This is a genomic window from Pseudomonas sp. MH9.3 (genome assembly GCF_034354675.1).
Lineage (GTDB): Bacteria > Pseudomonadota > Gammaproteobacteria > Pseudomonadales > Pseudomonadaceae > Aquipseudomonas.
On the sequence record NZ_CP133785.1, the window covers coordinates 2,489,324 to 2,504,772 of the forward strand.

Below are 15,449 nucleotides of genomic sequence, written 5' to 3' on the forward strand. Positions count from 1 at the left end.
GGGAGCTCGACATGTTCCGTCCCAAGTTGTTGTTCACCAGCCTTGCCGCCCTCGCCCTCGGCGCCTGCTCACCGCAAGACCCGCAGGCCGTGACCTCGGCAGCCATCGCCAAGCAGGTGATCCTGCCGACCTACAGCCGCTGGGTCGACGCCGACCGTCAACTGGCCGTCAGCGCTCTGGCCTATTGCCAGGGCAAAGAGAGCCTGGACACCGCCCGCGCCGACTTCCTCCACGCACAAAAAGCCTGGGCCGAGCTGCAACCGCTGCTGATCGGCCCGCTGGCCGAAGGCAATCGCGCGTGGCAGGTACAGTTCTGGCCGGACAAGAAAAACCTGGTAGGCCGCCAGGTCGAACAACTGGTTACCGCGCAGCCGCAGATTGACGGCGCAGCCCTGGCCAAGTCCAGCGTGGTGGTGCAAGGCCTGTCGGCCTACGAATACATCCTGTACGACGCCAGGACCGACATCGCCGACGCCGCGCAAAAAGCCCGTTACTGCCCACTGCTGATGGCCATCGGCGAGCGTCAGAAAGCCCTGGCCGAAGAGATCCTGGCGAGCTGGAACAGTACCGACGGCATGCTCGCGCAAATGAGCAAGTTTCCCAACCAGCGCTATGCCGATTCCCACGAGGCCATCGCCGACCTGCTGCGCGTGCAGGTGACCGCGCTGGACACCCTGAAGAAAAAACTCGGCACGCCGATGGGCCGCCAGACCAAGGGCATCCCGCAGCCGTTCCAGGCTGATGCCTGGCGCAGCCAGTCGTCCCTGCAAAGCCTGGAGGCCAGCCTCGCTGCCGCGCGCACTGTGTGGGTGGGTGTTGACAACAAGGGCCTGCGTGGCCTGTTGCCGGCCGAGCAAAAGCCGTTGGCCGACAAGATCGACGCCGCCTACGCCGCCTCGCTCAAACTGTTCGCCAGCAACCAGCGCCCCCTCAATGAACTGCTGGCCGATGACGCCGGGCGCCAGCAGCTCAACGACCTCTACGACAGCCTCAACGTCGTCCACCGCCTGCACGAAGGCGAGCTGGCCAAGGCGTTGGGCATTCAGCTTGGCTTCAACGCCAATGACGGTGACTGATGATGCTCAGGCGACAGGCTTTGGCGGTGGGCAGCGTATTGCTCAGCGCCCTCACCCTTGGTGGCTGGACATTGTTCAAGCAGAAGGACAAGGGCCCGCTGCTGCTGTCGGCGCGTGATGATGCCGATGGTAACCACTACGCCGTGGGCTACCGCCTGGACGGCAAGCCGGTGTTTGCCACCCAGGTCGGCCAGCGCTGCCACGACATCATCAACCATCCGACGCGGCCGATTGCGCTGTTTGTCGCCCGTCGTCCGGGCACCGAGAGCTACCTGATCGACCTGCGCGATGGCGCACTGCTGCAGACCCTCACCGCCAACGCCAACCGTCATTTCTACGGCCATGCGGTGATTCACAAAGGCGGCGATTGGCTGTACGCCACCGAGAACGACACCTGCGACCCCGGTCGTGGCCTGCTCGGCGTGTACCGCTTCGACGGCGAGCGACTGGTGTACAGTGGCGAGCTGTCCACCCACGGCATCGGCCCGCATCAGGTGTCATGGATGCCCGATGGCGAGACCCTGGTGGTGGCCAACGGCGGTATTCGCACCGAGGCCGAAAGCCGTGTGGAGATGAACCTCAACGCCATGGAGCCGAGCCTGGTGCTGATGCAGCGCGACGGTACGCTGATCAGCAAGGAGACCCTCGCCCAGCCGATGAACAGCGTGCGCCATATGGGCATCGCCAGCGATGGCACCATCCTCACCGGGCAGCAATTCATGGGGCCGTCCCAGGAGCGTTCCGAGCTGCTGGCGATCAAACGTCCCGGTCAGCCCTTCGTCGCGTTCCCGGTGGCCGATGAGCAGTTGCAGACGATGGGGCATTACACCGCCAGCGTCGCCGTGCACAGTGAGCTGCGCCTGGTGGCGTTGACCGCGCCGCGGGGCAATCGCTTCTTTATCTGGGACATGGACAGCGGAGAGCTGCGCCTGGATGGACCGTTGCCTGACTGCGCGGGTGTGGGAGCGGTGGCGGATGGGTTTGTAGTGACGTCAGGTCAGGGGCGCTGCCGGTTCTACGATTGCCGACAGAAACAGCTGGTCGCCCAACCGCTGGAGTTGCCGGCGGGGCTTTGGGATAACCACCTGCACCTGGTCTGATCTGCGCCATGACGACGCCTCTGTGGCGAGCGGGCTTGCCCCGCGTTGGGGTGCGAAGCGCCCCCAATCAGGAAACCCTCGGTATACCTGATACTACGCGGAGGCTGGTTTTGGGGCCGCTGCGCAGCCCAACGCGCGGCAAGCCCTAATGCCGTTCAGTTAAGCGCAGATTCCCTGTGGCGAGCAGGCTTGTCCTGCGTTGGGCTGCGCAGCAGCCCCAAAGCCAGGCGCTGAGCCGGATCAGGTACACCGCGTTTTGCTCGATTGGGGGCGCTTCGCACCCCAACGCGGGGCAAGCCCGCTCGCCACAATAAGCCCACACACTTTCCTTAACTGAACGGCATTAGGGCAAGCCCGCTCGCCACACCAAGCCCGTTCCCCTAGGTGATGGGCGTTGATTTCAGATCCGTTGCCCACAAAAAAAGGGCCTCACGGAGTAAGGCCCTTTCGGGGGTTTCAATCGCTTCAACTTTGCGGCCTCATCCCTTGGGACATCCCGAACATGAACAACAGCAAATCATGATCGGGCCTGGCCGCCACATTCGCCTTGGCAACCCGCGGCAGCAGGCATTGCCCGCTGCCTTGAGTTGCACTGAGCACCTGTGTCCGAGGCTGCTCCCATGCAGCCAGGGCAAGGGCTGACACGCCCAACGCCCCGACCAGAAACAAACCTCGTGCTATTTCTAGCTTCATTTGGTTAAACCCTTGATAGCGCTGCCAAACGCCGTCTCGTAAAAATAGCTCAGTTTCTTCCAGTCGCTATCGCTGAACGACGAATGGCGACGCAGCTGCAGCATGTCGTGGGAGGCGGCGCGATAAGCGGTCAGCCGCTGGCGGCATTTTTCGAAGTCCAGCAGTGCCACTTCCACCTTGGCCGAGTCGACGTCGCCTGTCACTTTTACGAACACATGCTTGATGTACAGGCAACCATGCTGCCAGCGCCCTTTATGCATGCGGGCCAGGGTTTCGGCCAATTCCTTGAGCAGGCGCTCATGCACCGCTTCGCCATACTGTTCACGGCCGCCGGCGGCGTACCAGTTTTCGATCTCGTCGAAACCATCCAGCGATGCCGTCACCAATAAGGCTTTCCATTGGTGTTCGGGGTCGCGACGCGCCTCACAGAACACCATCTCGGGCACTCGCACGTCCAATAGCCGCAAGCCCTTGAGCGCATCGCGCTCGCGCAACACGGTCGGGCGCCCGAACGGGTGCAGCCAGCTACGGTAGATATGCCCGGTCTGGCGCTTGCTGTAGAGCAAGCGACCGTTGGCGCTGACGACACGTTGCACACCGCTCTCACCGCCACGTCGACGGTTGGGTTCCTCGACCCACTCGCCCTGCTGGCGCCAGAAATAATCAAATCGCTCCTCGGGAGCTACATGACTGCCTGCTACGCACTCAACTGCCATCCTGTTACCTCTTGCGCAATACATAAACTCGCCACATGGCGTAGAGCGGGATGAAATCCAGGGATTCCTGAACACGGAAACCGGCCTGCTCGAATTCTGCCTCAACAGTAGCAGCCGGTAACACAAATCTGTTTTGGTAACCGTCCTGCTCACCTTTCCTGCGACGTTTGACCTCGGCGCGCTTGCGTTTCCAGGCCTTGAAATTGCCATCCACCCACAGCGAAATGATCACGCTGTCACGGGTAACCCGTTGGAACTCCCGCAGAATCGCCAGCCTGTGCGCCGGGTCACCGATATGGTGGAGCAGGCGCATGCAGAAAATGCTGTCGACCGAACTGTCTGGCAAATCAATATCAAAGGCTGAAGTCTGCAAAGGCCGTACCCGTTTCACCACATCCGCCGGTTGGGCCAGCGTTGCGACCTTCAACATGGATGCGGAATTGTCCGCACCGATGATCACACGGTTGGGCTTTTCGGCCAGCAGCGGCCAGAAACGTCCGGCACCACACGGCAGGTCCAGCACCAGGCCTGGCTCACCGGCCATGGCCAGTGCACCGCGTGCCAATTGTTCGTCGCGTTTGTGGGACAGCCGACGCGCCAGATTGTCCTGATGCTTGAGCAAATAATTCTGCGCATGCTGATCATCGTACTTTTCGGAAAACTCAAGCTTGATTGGGGAAGGCATCTTATGTCTCCGGTCACTGATGCCTGCAACCTTAAGCAGCGAACTGTGATCAACAGGTCAACCAAGTGTGAAAAACTTGTCCTGTCTATTCTGATACATTTCAAGACGTTACTGAAAACTGCAGGAGCGAATGTATTCGCCCCTGCATGCCGCGCTTACAGCTTGGGCGGGTTCAGCTCGACACGAAAGCAGCAACCGCTGGGCTCCATGGTGCTCAAGCTGACGCTCCAGCCCTGGTTCTCGCAGATGCGTTGTACCAGCGACAACCCGAGCCCCAGGCCTTCGCCGCGCTTCTCGCTGCCAGTGCCGCGTACGAAGGGCTCGAACATCGCTTCGCGTTTTTCCTCGGGAATGCCGACGCCGGAGTCCTCCACCACGAACCCGCTGGGTTCAAGGGTGAGGCGAATAAAGCCGTGTTCGGTGTAGTGCAAAGCGTTGCGCAACAGATTGCCCATCACCGCGTGCAAAAAGGTGGTGTTGTAACGTGTGTCCAGCGGGCTGCCCGGGTGGTAGATGAGTTCCAGGCCCTTGCGCTCGATGGGCTCGCGCCAGATCCCGAGCAGGTCTTCAGCCACCTGCGGCAAGGTCACCTGGGGCGACATGGTTTCCTCGCTGTGTTCGGCGCGGGCGAGCATCAGGAAGGTCTGCACCAGTTCGCGCATCTCTTCACAGGCCCGGGCAATGCGCTGCACCTGGTTGCGTCCGCGCTGATCGATCGCCGGGTTCTCCAGCAGCAGTTCGCAGGAGCTGGCCAGCACCATCAGCGGGGTGCGCAATTCGTGGCTCACGTCGCTGGTAAACAGCTGCTCGCGCGACAGCGCCTGGCGCAGGCGGCCCAGGGTGGCGTCGAACGCTACGGCCAGTTCACCCACTTCGTCAGCCGCATAATCCGGCGCCAGGGGCGGTGCCAGGCCGAGCAACTGGTCGCGGTGGCGTACCTGACGCGCCAGACGTACCACCGGCGCCATCACTTTTCGCGCCAGCACCCAGCCGAGGAATACCGCCAGCGCCAGGCTGAGCACAAAGCCCACCAGCACCACGGCAAACAGCACACGCTCGCGCTCCTCGAAATCGCTCTGGTCCTGCAGCAACACATAGCGCCGGCCATCCACCACTTCGACCATGGCGTGATACGACAGCGACTCGCGAAACACCTCATGGAAACCCGGCTCCAGGTGCCGCAGGTCCTTGGGCAGTTCGAAGTCGCCCGGCCCGCCGCTGAAATAAAACAGCTGGTCCGGCTCGGGACGGTGGCGCCAGTCTTCGACGCTGTCCATCATCAGCAGGCGCTGCAGGTCGCCGCCCAGGCCGGCCGAGATGAGTTTCTCTTCCACCAGGTGCACCGTGGCAACGATGCCCATGGCGAAGGCCCCCGCCACCAGCGCGCTCATCAGGGCAAACGCGATGATGATCCGCTGGGCAAGGCTTTGCTTAAACTCCATCTCGACCCTCGGCCAGGCGGTAACCCACGCCGTGCACGGTTTGCAGCAGCGGCTTGGCAAACGGCTTGTCGATCACCTGGCGCAATTGGTGGACGTGGCTGCGCAGGCTGTCGCTGTCCGGGCAGTCGTCGCCCCACAGCGCTTCTTCGAGGATCTCGCGACGCAACACGTGGGGGCTCTTCTGCATCAAGACCGCCAGCAGCTTGAGGCCGACCGGGTTGAGTTTGAGCAGGCGGCCCTCGCGGGTTACCTCGAGGGTGTCGAGGTCGTAGCTCAGGTCGCCCACTTGCAGCGCACGGCGTCCGCCACCCTGGGCACGGCGCAGCACCGCTTCGATACGTGCGGCCAGCTCCGACAGCGCGAACGGCTTGAGCAGGTAGTCATCGGCGCCGGACTTGAAGCCTTGCAGGCGGTCATCCAACTGGTCGCGGGCGGTGAGCATGATGACGGGCGTGTCACGCCGCGCATCTTCGCGCAGGCGTTTGCACAGGGTGTAGCCGTCGATGCCCGGCAGCATGATGTCGAGCACGATCAGGTCGTAATGCTCGGTGGCGGCCAGGTGCAGGCCCGACAAACCGTCCTGCGCACAGTCGACGGTATAGCCCTTGAGCCCCAGATAATCCGCCAGGTTGGCGAGGATATCGCGGTTGTCTTCAACCAATAAAATTCGCATGGGCAATGTCTCCGTACGCGGTAACGGCCATGTTGGCTCGCGCAGCTTAAGGGCAAGTGTGGCTGAGGGATAGAGCCGAAACGGCGCTCGATAACAGTTTTCAACTGATCGCATGGACAAACGAGATTTTCACTATAGCTTCACAAGTTGACCACAGCCTCAGGCTGAAGATCGCCGCCCATCGATATAAGGAATATAGACATGGCATTTTTCAAAACCGCTCCTATGCGGTACTTGCTGTTGATAACCGGTGCCTGGTTACTGGTTTTCCTGCTTACCCGCAGCGTGCTGCTCATCACCCACATGAATGAGGTCGGCGGCAATCTGCTGCCGGTGTTCGGCGTGGGACTGCTTTACGATCTTGGGTTCCTGGCCTATGCGGCCCTGCCGCTGGGACTGTATGTGTTGCTATGCCCGCCTGCGATGTGGCGCCTTCGTGGCCATCGCTGGTTCCTGCAAGCGGTGCTCACGGTGAGTCTGTTTGCGATGCTGTTCACTGCGGTGGCCGAGTGGCTGTTCTGGGACGAGTTCGGCGTGCGCTTCAACTTTATCGCCGTCGACTACCTGGTGTACTCCGATGAGGTGCTGAACAACCTGTTGGAGTCGTACCCGATCGGCAAGCTACTGAGCCTGCTGGCGATGCTGGCCCTTGTCTTCAGCGTCGCATTGCGCAAACCGTTCAATGCTGCAATGCACGCACCGCTGCCCGCCGCGCGTGACCGTCTGCTGAATGCCCTTGCCCTGATGATGGTGGCCGGCGCGAGTCTGCAATTGATAAGCCAGGACAGCCCGCGCGCCCAGGGCGGCAACGCCTACAACAACGAACTGGCAAGCAATGGACCGTATCAGTTCTTTGCCGCCTTTCGTAACAACGAACTGGATTATCCAAAGTTCTATACGACTTTGCCTACTGAGGTGGTCGCCAAACAATTGCGTGTCGAACTCAGCGAACCTAATGCACGCTTCATCAGCCAAGACCCACTCGATATCCGTCGCGCCATCACCAACCCGGGCACCCTGCGTAAACCCAATATCGTGCTGGTGACCATAGAAAGTTTCAGCGCCAAGTACATGGGCAGCAACGGCGACGGTCGCAATCTGACGCCAAACCTGGACGCGTTACGCTCGCAAAGCCTGTACTTCAATAACTTCTATGCCACCGGCACCCGCACCGACCGCGGACTGGAGGCCATCACGCTAGCCATCCCGCCTACCCCGGGACGCTCTATCGTCAAGCGCATTGGCCGCGAAAGCGGTTTCGCCAGCCTTGGCCAACAACTCTCGGCCATCGGTTACGACAGCGTGTTCGTCTACGGCGGGCGCGGTTACTTCGACAATATGAATGCATTTTTCAGCGGCAACGGTTATCGGGTCGTGGACCAGAGCAGCGTGCCCGAGGCAGAAATCTCGTTTAAAAATGCCTGGGGCATGGCCGACGAGGATCTCTATAAACAAACCCTGAAACTGGCCGATGCCGATTACGCCAGGCAGCAACCGTTCCTGTTGCAATTGATGACCACCTCCAATCACCGCCCCTATACCTACCCGGACGGGCGCATCGATATCAAATCCGGTAATGGCCGCGACGGTGCGGTGAAATACACCGACCACGCTATCGGCCAATTTCTTGAAGCAGCACGTCAGAAGCCGTGGTTCGACAACACGATCTTTGTGTTCGTCGCCGACCACACCGCTGGCAGCGCAGGCAAGGAAGACCTGCCTATCACCAACTACCAGATTCCACTGTTTATTTATGCGCCAAAGCTGATCGATGCGCGCGAAACTGCGCAACTGGCCAGCCAGATCGACCTGGCGCCCACGTTGTTGGGGTTGATCAACCTGAGCTATGAGTCGACATTCTTTGGCCGCAACCTGCTGCAGGACAATCCGCTTCCTGCACGCGTTGTAGTGGGTAACTATCAGCATCTGGGTCTGTTTGACGGCAAGGACCTGGCGATCCTCAGCCCGCGACTGGGACTGCGCCGCCACAACCTGGCTTTGGACGAGAGCCTGGAGTTGCGCGTGGGCAGCGATGACCCGTTGATCCAGCGGGCGATCACCTACTATCAGGCAGCCAGCTATGGGTTCAAGCAGCGACTGTTGGGCTGGAAAGCGCCAACGGAGGTGGTACCCACCATTGGTGCACGCTGACAGCAGACTTTGAATATAAAAAAGCCCCGCCTGCATCACTGCAGGCGGGGCTTTCGGTACAGGGGTAAGGCTGGCTTACATCATGCCGCCCATGCCACCCATGCCGCCCATGTCTGGCATACCGCCGCCAGCCGAGCCTTCAGCCTTCGGCTTGTCAGCAATGGCGGCTTCGGTGGTCAGGATCAGACCACCGATGGAGGCTGCTGCCTGCAATGCCGAACGGGTCACCTTGGTAGGATCCAGGATGCCCATTTCGATCATGTCGCCGTAGACGCCAGTTGCAGCGTTGTAACCGTAGTTACCTTTGCCGTTCTTGACTTCGTTGACCACAACGCTTGGCTCGTCGCCGGAGTTGGCAGCGATCTGGCGCAGCGGTGCTTCAACAGCGCGACGCAGTACCGCAATACCGACGTTCTGGTCAGCGTTGTCGCCGGTCAGGTTGGTCAGCGCTTCCAGAGCACGGATCAGCGCAACGCCACCGCCAGGTACCACGCCTTCTTCGACGGCTGCGCGGGTTGCGTGCAGGGCGTCTTCAACGCGGGCTTTCTTCTCTTTCATTTCAACTTCGGAGCCAGCGCCAACCTTGATCACTGCAACGCCGCCGGACAGCTTGGCCAGACGTTCCTGCAGTTTTTCACGGTCGTAGTCCGAGGAAGTTTCGGCAACCTGGGCACGGATCTGGTTGATACGCGACTGGATGTCGCCTTCAACGCCAGCACCGTCAACGATGATGGTGTTTTCCTTGGAGATGGTCACGCGCTTGGCGCTGCCCAGGTTTTCCAGGGTGGCGCTTTCCAGGCTCAGGCCGATCTCTTCGGAGATAACGGTACCGCCGGTCAATACGGCGATGTCCTGCAGCATGGCCTTGCGACGGTCACCGAAGCCCGGCGCCTTGACGGCGGCAACTTTAACGATACCGCGCATGTTGTTCACGACCAGCGTCGCCAGGGCTTCGCCTTCAACGTCTTCGGAAACGATCAGCAGCGGACGGCCGGCTTTGGCAACAGCTTCCAGCACCGGCAGCATTTCGCGGATGTTGGAGATTTTTTTGTCGACCAGCAGGATCAGCGGGCTGTCCAGCTCGGCAACCATGGTCTCAGGCTTGTTGACGAAGTACGGGGACAGGTAGCCACGGTCGAACTGCATGCCTTCTACAACCGACAGTTCGTTTTCCAGGCCGCTGCCTTCTTCAACGGTGATCACGCCTTCTTTACCGACTTTTTCCATGGCTTCGGCAATGATGTCGCCGATGGAGCTGTCGGAGTTGGCGGAAATGGTACCGACCTGAGCGATAGCCTTGGTGTCAGCGCATGGCTTGGACAGGTTTTTCAGCTCGGCAACAACGGCGATGGTCGCCTTGTCGATGCCGCGCTTGAGGTCCATCGGGTTCATGCCGGCAGCGACGGCCTTGTAGCCTTCGTTGACGATTGCCTGAGCCAGCACGGTAGCGGTGGTGGTGCCGTCGCCTGCGTCATCGTTGGCACGGGAGGCAACGTCTTTGACCAGCTGCGCGCCCATGTTTTCGAAACGGTCTTCGAGCTCGATTTCCTTGGCGACGGAAACGCCGTCCTTGGTGATGGTCGGAGCGCCGAAGCTCTTCTCGATGATCACGTTACGGCCTTTAGGGCCCAGGGTCGCTTTTACTGCGTCAGCCAGGACGTTGACACCGGTGAGCATTTTTTTGCGGGCGGAATCGCCGAATTTAACTTCTTTAGCAGCCATGATCGATATTCCTTAAATACTTTGTAGTAACGGGAAAATGAGCGGGGAAATCAGTCTTCCAGAACAGCGAGAATCTCGTTCTCAGCCATAACCAGCAGGTCTTCGCCGTCGACTTTCACAGTGTTGCTGCCCGAGTAAGGGCCAAATACAACCTTGTCACCGACTTTAACGGCCAGCGCACGGACGTCACCGTTTTCCAGAGTCTTGCCTGGGCCTGCAGCGACGATCACACCGTGGTTGGCTTTTTCAGCAGCCGAACCTGGCAGAACGATACCGCCAGCGGTTTTCTTTTCTTCTTCGCTGCGACGGATTACGACGCGGTCGTGCAGAGGACGAAGCTTGCTCATTGTCGATCTCTCCTAATTGTGTTTTTCATCGGCCGGTATCAGTACCGGCGGGTTGTAATCCGGCTATGCCGGTCGCGTCTCGCCAGGCAAGACGCGGAAGTCTGTCTGGCGTTGCCACCAGAAAACCTTTCGGTGACCGATACATAAGGGCGCATAAGCTTATTACAAGGGGCCGAGACGGTTTTTTTGCATCTGCGGCCCAAAGCAACACGGCACCCGAGGGTGCCGTGTCAGTGAAGCGTTATTTGTTGTCGCGGTGTTCGAACTCGCCTTCGATCACGTCGCCTTCACGCCCAAGAGGCTGGCGCGGTGCCGGGCCACCTCGGGGTTGCAGGTCGTCGGCGAACGCGCGTTGGCGCATCGCAGCCTCTTCGGCACGCTGGCGCATCTTGCCGGCCAGACGTTTGCGAGTGAACGGCAGCAGCATCACCAGGCCGACTGCATCACTGATGAAGCCGGGAAGGATCAACAGGCCGCCCGCCAGGGCCATCATCAGGCCTTCCAGCATGGTCTGGGCCGGCAGTTCGCCGCGGTTCAGGCTTTCACGGGCGCGCAGCGCCGTGGCCAGGCCGGCGACGCGCAGCACCAGTACGCCGAGCATCGAGCCGAGAATGATCAGCAACAGGGCCGGGAAAAACCCGATTGCGCTGCTGACTTGAACGAAGACGAACAGCTCCAACACCGGGAACAGCAGAAAGAGCAATAAAAAAGGGCGCATCAAATGGTTCCTCAACGCAAGAATGCCTTGCCAGTCCACCCTAGATGACGTCGCAATTGTGTGAATTCAAGCGCTGGCAGGCTCTTTTTTCGGCCAGGCCTGGGCATGGGCCAGTGAAACCAGGGCCTCGCGCACTTGTGTCGGCGTGTTGCAAGGCGTTGCAAACGGCAACCAGTGCAGCGATTGGCCGATACGCAGGTGCAGGCCTTCGCTGTCGATGCCGGCCAATTGCGCGGGCTCGCGGGTCGGCAAGTCGCCCAGTTGCACGTAGTGGGCAATGGCCTTGGCGTGATCGCTGTTCATGTGCTCGATCATGCTGCGTTCGGTCTTGCCGGCGAACGGATTGGCCAGGGTCAGTTGGTCGACCCAGTGAATCGCGCCGAACCCGCCGATATAACGGTGGCGCACCGGCTTGAGTACCCAGAAGTCGAAATCGTGGGCCTTGTGATAGTTGGCAGAATCAGGGAAGTAGCGGTAATAGCGCTCGGCGGCGGCCTCGATGGCAGCGGCGTCTTCGAGCTTTTCGGCTTCGCCGAGGTAAGTCAGACGCCCCACGGCCTGCACATCATCCGCCTCGCGCTCACCCACCAGCAGCGAGCACTTGGGGTCTTTTTGCAGGTTATGGGTGTGTTGGGCAATCCGGCTGATGAGGATCAACGGCCGGCCCTGCTCGTCCAGGCAATACGGCACGACCGAGCCGAACGGAAAGCCGGGCATGGCTTTGGACAGGGTGGAGAGAGCCCCACGGTATTCCTTGAGCAACAGCTCTCGGGCATTTTTGGCAACCTGCGCGCTCAACGTATGACTCCTCATGTATTCCGCTGCCCATGGTTTATGGGAATGGATCTCAACACAAGGTAATCAATCTACGCGCCGGTTGCCAGCAACGATCCCGCAGTGTGCTCGACTTTATTACCAGGCCACGCCAAAGCCTGCGGTGTAGCGAGTTTTGCTCAAGTCGCTTTGCTCTTCACCGCTGACCACATCGCGTTCGGCCTTGAGGTTGAGCGACGCCCATTCGGTGACCTTGTAGCGCAGACCGACTTCCGCATCCAGCGAGTAGTCGGCCGGTGCGTCGATCGGCTTGCCCAATTCGCCGTTGGTGAAGAACTCCACAGTCTTGCCAATCAGGTAGCGGTTGTAGTTCCACTTCATGGCCAGGGAGTAGAAGTTGTCCTTGCCGCCGTTGGCATATTCGTAATCGGTGCGGTTGACCAGCGAGCCGAGAGAGAACGCGCCCAGTTCGTCATCCCAGAACTGATAGCCCGGGCCGGTACCGACGGTGCGTTGGCGCGCCAGCTCTTCAACCTTGTCGCGCTTGTAGGTCAGGCGACCCTGCCAGAACCAGTGTTCGGTGATGAAGCGGTCCAGGTCGTATTCCAGGGCCCAGTTATCGGTGGTGGTGACATCGTCCTGAAACTCGCGGTTGTATTCGCCCTGCCCGGTATGACGCCATTGGCCATGGCGCGCAGTGGTCTTGAAATCGATGTCGTAGTCGTTGGTGTCCCGTTCGGCGCGCTTGTAGTCCAGGGCCATGTCGACGTTGCCTTTCCACACCAGGTCCTGGATCACAGGCTTGGGCTTGAGGATCTGCTGGATGCTTGCCAGCTCGACGGTCTTGGGCGCTTCGCCATTGGCCAGTATCACTTTGCCGTCATCCGCAGGCTTCAGGGACTTGGCCTTCTCACCGCTGTAGGCGTCCTGTTTGACCAGCAGTTCCTGGTCGCTTTCCAGGGTTTTCACCTGTTTCCAGTCCACCGGAATGGCGCCGCCATAGCTGGTCTGGATCAGCAGTTTGCCGCCATCGAAGACCTTGATCTTGCCCGTCAGGCGGTCACCGTTCTTCAACCAGACGGTATCGGCGAGCACGGGGGTTGAGGCGCTGAAAATAGCGAGGCACAGCAGGGTTCTGGACAACATAAGCGGATTCGGGGCTCAGGGTTGGCGAAAAAAGGACGGTTATCGTGTTAGATAGCTAGCACTGACTCAAGTATGAATGTTCAGTTCAACCAATGCCCTTATTTTTACAGACGTTTCTTACAAACAGACAGACGATCTCAACGGATAGGCCCACAGTGAATCAAGCTGCCGACACCCCGCAAAGCCCCGCCGACATGCGTCGCACGGCGTTATACCTGACTCTGGCGCAAGTTCCCGAAGGCCGCGTGGTGAGTTATGGCGAACTGGCGCACCTGGCAGGGCTGGGCCGCGCTGCACGCTGGGTGGGGCGCACCCTCAGCCAGTTGCCGGGCGACACGCGCCTGCCCTGGCATCGGGTGCTGGGTGCCGGTGGTCGGATAAGCTTGCCGGCAGGCAGCGCCTCGGGCGACGAGCAACGCGCGCGATTACGCGCTGAGGGCGTCACGGTGCACAACAATCGTGTGGATATTCAGCGCCATGGCTGGCGCCCGGTAGAGCACAGCGGTTAGAGTGCGCGCTTTGTTTCCCGTGAATCTGAGGCAGACTCCAGCCCATGCCCCGTAAAACCTGGCGCGCCGCGCTCGCCGCCTATGCCAGCCCTTCGACGCTTGTCCTGTTGTTGCTTGGCTTTGCCGCCGGCCTGCCTTACATGTTGGTGTTTTCAACGCTGTCGGTGTGGCTGCGCGAGGCCGGAGTGGCCCGTGAGACCATCGGCTATGCGAGCCTGATCGGCCTGGCGTATGCCTTTAAATGGGTCTGGTCGCCGCTGCTCGACCAATGGCGCCTGCCACTGCTCGGCAAACTCGGACGTCGTCGCTCCTGGCTGGTCCTGGCCCAATCGCTGGTGATCCTCGGATTGATCGGCATGGGCTTTTGCGACCCGCAAAAACATTTGTCGTGGCTGATCGCGATTGCGGTGGTGGTGGCGTTTGCATCGGCCACCCAGGATATCGCGGTGGATGCCTATCGCCTGGAAATCGCCGACGACAGCCGCCAGGCCGCCCTGGCTGCCAGCTATATGTCCGGTTATCGCATTGCTGCTCTGCTCGCCACCGCAGGCGCGCTGTTCTTTGCCGAGGGTTTCGGCTCAACGGGTTTCAACTATAAGCATTCGGCGTGGACCGGCACCTACGTGCTGTTCGGCGCGCTGATGGTGCCGGCGCTGCTGACCACCCTGTTCATGCGTGAACCCAACGTACCGCTGCGCACGCAGTTGCAGGCGGGGCGCTACAGTTTTGCGCATCAACTGGTCTCGGTCTTTGTGTTGATCGTGCTGCTGGTGTCGGTGCCGGCGATGTTCACCCAGTTGTACAACACCGATTTCGCCAGCGTGCTGTTCCAGGGCGTAAGCCTGTGGCAATTGCTGATGGAAGACCGCGCCTTCCTGCGCGCCATTCTCTACATCACCCTGACTGCACTGTGCCTGTCGGCCATGGGCCGCCGAGGCCTGGCGCCGGTGCTCACGCCGGTCAACGACTTTATCCTGCGCTACCGCTGGCAGGCATTACTGCTGCTCGGGCTGATCGCCACCTATCGCATGTCGGATACCGTGATGGGCGTAATGGCCAACGTGTTCTACATCGACCAGGGCTTCACCAAGGACCAGATTGCTGGCGTCAGCAAGATCTTCGGCCTGATCATGACGCTGCTCGGCGCCGGCATGGGCGGGCTGCTGATTGTGCGGTTCGGCATCCTGCCGATCCTGTTCATCGGCGGCGTGGCCTCGGCCGCTACCAACCTGCTGTTCGTGATGCTCGCCGACATGGGCCCCGACCTGCAGATGCTGATCTTCACCATCTCGCTGGATAACTTCAGTTCGGGCCTGGCGACCTCGGCGTTCGTGGCCTACCTGTCGAGCCTGACCAACCTGAAGTTCTCCGCCACCCAATACGCCCTGCTCAGCTCGATCATGCTGCTGCTGCCACGCCTGATCGGCGGGTACTCGGGCGTGATGGTGGAGAAGTTCGGCTATCACAGTTTCTTCCTGATCACCTGCATGCTGGGGGTGCCGACGCTGCTGCTGATTGCGCTGCACTGGTATCAGGAAAATCAGCGGGCGCGGTTGAATCCTCCCGCCGAAGAGTGACACGCCTCGATCAATGTGGGAGCGGGCTTGCCTGCGATGCAGACACCTCGGTACATCAGGCACGCCGCGTTGACGCCATCGCAGGCAAGCCAGCGCCCACCTGAATCCCTTCAGTTCTGA

Annotated in this window: 15 protein-coding genes; 5 read left to right on the top strand and 10 right to left on the bottom strand. The window is 60.5% G+C overall.

The window, feature by feature from the left end; all coding sequences use genetic code 11:
• The first annotated feature begins 11 nt into the window (after nucleotides 1-11).
• The gene (locus tag RHM60_RS10860) at nucleotides 12-1,076 is read left to right on the top strand and encodes an imelysin family protein (RefSeq protein WP_231423207.1); all 1,065 of its coding nucleotides are present in this window, start codon (nucleotides 12-14) and stop codon (nucleotides 1,074-1,076) included.
• A 2-nt stretch (nucleotides 1,077-1,078) separates the two neighbouring features.
• Nucleotides 1,079-2,176 (top strand): DUF1513 domain-containing protein, encoded by a 1,098-nt coding sequence (locus tag RHM60_RS10865; RefSeq protein ID WP_322214596.1) that lies wholly within the window; start codon nucleotides 1,079-1,081, stop codon nucleotides 2,174-2,176.
• 465 nt (nucleotides 2,177-2,641) lie between these two features.
• Here RHM60_RS10865 and RHM60_RS10870 read toward each other — a convergent pair whose 3' ends face one another.
• The 5 genes from RHM60_RS10870 to colR all read right to left on the bottom strand — a co-directional run bounded on the left by RHM60_RS10870 (nucleotide 2,642) and on the right by colR (nucleotide 6,385).
• A complete protein-coding gene (locus tag RHM60_RS10870; protein ID WP_057007215.1) occupies nucleotides 2,642-2,869 on the bottom strand; it encodes a hypothetical protein in 228 nt (75 codons plus the stop codon).
• On the bottom strand, nucleotides 2,866-3,585 hold the full coding sequence (locus tag RHM60_RS10875) for a lipopolysaccharide kinase InaA family protein (protein ID WP_209984385.1): 720 nt from the start codon (nucleotides 3,583-3,585) through the stop codon (nucleotides 2,866-2,868). The genes RHM60_RS10870 and RHM60_RS10875 overlap by 4 nt, the downstream gene beginning before the upstream one ends.
• A gap of 4 nt (nucleotides 3,586-3,589) precedes the next feature.
• Nucleotides 3,590-4,270, bottom strand: coding sequence for a class I SAM-dependent methyltransferase (locus RHM60_RS10880; protein ID WP_057007217.1), 681 nt, complete (start codon nucleotides 4,268-4,270; stop codon nucleotides 3,590-3,592).
• 155 nt (nucleotides 4,271-4,425) lie between these two features.
• A complete protein-coding gene (locus RHM60_RS10885) occupies nucleotides 4,426-5,712 on the bottom strand; it encodes a sensor histidine kinase (RefSeq protein WP_209984387.1) in 1,287 nt (428 codons plus the stop codon).
• A complete protein-coding gene (gene colR / locus RHM60_RS10890; protein WP_003175870.1) occupies nucleotides 5,702-6,385 on the bottom strand; it encodes a two-component system response regulator ColR in 684 nt (227 codons plus the stop codon). Before colR ends, RHM60_RS10885 begins: the two co-directional genes overlap by 11 nt.
• Before the next feature lie 201 nt (nucleotides 6,386-6,586).
• Between colR and RHM60_RS10895 the strand changes: the two genes are divergently transcribed.
• Nucleotides 6,587-8,536, top strand: a complete 1,950-nt coding sequence (locus RHM60_RS10895; RefSeq protein ID WP_209984390.1) for an LTA synthase family protein — start codon at nucleotides 6,587-6,589, stop codon at nucleotides 8,534-8,536.
• Nucleotides 8,537-8,611: 75 nt separating this feature from the next.
• Here RHM60_RS10895 and groL read toward each other — a convergent pair whose 3' ends face one another.
• From groL to RHM60_RS10920, 5 genes are all read right to left on the bottom strand, one after another.
• Nucleotides 8,612-10,258, bottom strand: a complete 1,647-nt coding sequence (gene groL / locus RHM60_RS10900) for a chaperonin GroEL (protein WP_057007219.1) — start codon at nucleotides 10,256-10,258, stop codon at nucleotides 8,612-8,614.
• A 50-nt stretch (nucleotides 10,259-10,308) separates the two neighbouring features.
• Entirely contained in the window at nucleotides 10,309-10,605 is a 297-nt protein-coding gene (locus RHM60_RS10905; protein WP_003175874.1) for a co-chaperone GroES, read from the bottom strand.
• 241 nt (nucleotides 10,606-10,846) lie between these two features.
• Nucleotides 10,847-11,323 carry an FxsA family protein gene (locus RHM60_RS10910; protein ID WP_209984393.1) on the bottom strand — a complete coding sequence of 159 codons (477 nt, stop codon included), beginning with the start codon at nucleotides 11,321-11,323 and terminating at the stop codon, nucleotides 10,847-10,849.
• A gap of 66 nt (nucleotides 11,324-11,389) precedes the next feature.
• The gene (locus tag RHM60_RS10915) at nucleotides 11,390-12,121 is read right to left on the bottom strand and encodes a HugZ family protein (RefSeq protein WP_322214430.1); all 732 of its coding nucleotides are present in this window, start codon (nucleotides 12,119-12,121) and stop codon (nucleotides 11,390-11,392) included.
• Nucleotides 12,122-12,235: 114 nt separating this feature from the next.
• Nucleotides 12,236-13,243 carry a DUF481 domain-containing protein gene (locus RHM60_RS10920; RefSeq protein ID WP_322214431.1) on the bottom strand — a complete coding sequence of 336 codons (1,008 nt, stop codon included), beginning with the start codon at nucleotides 13,241-13,243 and terminating at the stop codon, nucleotides 12,236-12,238.
• Between the two features lie 194 nt (nucleotides 13,244-13,437).
• On the opposite strand from RHM60_RS10920, the gene RHM60_RS10925 reads away from it, so the two are divergent.
• Both RHM60_RS10925 and RHM60_RS10930 read left to right on the top strand, forming a co-directional pair.
• Complete coding sequence (locus RHM60_RS10925; protein ID WP_322214598.1) at nucleotides 13,438-13,752, top strand: MGMT family protein; 315 nt, start codon at nucleotides 13,438-13,440, stop codon at nucleotides 13,750-13,752.
• A 44-nt stretch (nucleotides 13,753-13,796) separates the two neighbouring features.
• Complete coding sequence (locus tag RHM60_RS10930) at nucleotides 13,797-15,329, top strand: AmpG family muropeptide MFS transporter (protein ID WP_322214432.1); 1,533 nt, start codon at nucleotides 13,797-13,799, stop codon at nucleotides 15,327-15,329.
• The last annotated feature ends 120 nt before the right edge of the window (nucleotides 15,330-15,449 follow it).